General features: G+C 28.5%; 2 protein-coding genes. One reads left to right on the forward strand and one right to left on the reverse strand.

The genetic code is table 11. From position 1 onward, the window contains the following. Positions 1-302 (forward strand): Asp23/Gls24 family envelope stress response protein (locus IDG60_RS20460; RefSeq protein ID WP_206161126.1); only part of this gene is annotated, 302 nt, incomplete at its 5' end. 160 nt (positions 303-462) lie between these two features. On the opposite strand, the gene IDG60_RS23345 is transcribed toward IDG60_RS20460, so the two are convergent. After that, positions 463-614 (reverse strand): hypothetical protein (locus IDG60_RS23345; RefSeq protein ID WP_241013414.1); only part of this gene is annotated, 152 nt, incomplete at its 5' end.

A 614-nucleotide genomic window follows, 5' to 3' on the forward strand; every position in this document is an offset into this window, starting at 1 on the left:
TAACTGATACATTCACTAATGCATTCTCAAGTGGAAATAACGTTACTCAAGGTGTATCTGTTGAAGTTGGTGAAAAACAAGCTGCTGTAGACTTAAAAGTAATTTTAGAATATGGTGAATCAGCACCAAAAATCTTCCGTAAAGTAACTGAATTAGTTAAAGAACAAGTTAAATATATTACTGGTTTAGATGTTGTTGAAGTTAACATGCAAGTTGATGATGTAATGACTCAAAAAGAATGGAAACAAAAACACGAAAAAAATAATGAAAACAATAACCAAGAAAGACAAGGTTTACAATAAGTTATTCGATAAAAAAGCTCGGCACACCATTTTAGTGCCGAGCTTTTTTGTGATTTTTAATAATTTGAATATGGAAAATGTATTATTCTCTCATTTGTATAGATTGTATTTAATAAGTTAATGTAATCCTTGAGCTCACGATTAATAAAATTCTATAATTTTAATTATTTTCTCGATACAAAGGATTATTAACTTTAATATAAGTATAATGATGTGCCTCATCTTCAAGACGCATTGTTGTAACACACTTATAATCTATAAATGGCGCGAACATGGTATCTTTAATTTCATTTATGCGATTCTCATTTACTT

Source organism: Staphylococcus sp. EG-SA-2, from assembly GCF_017152085.1.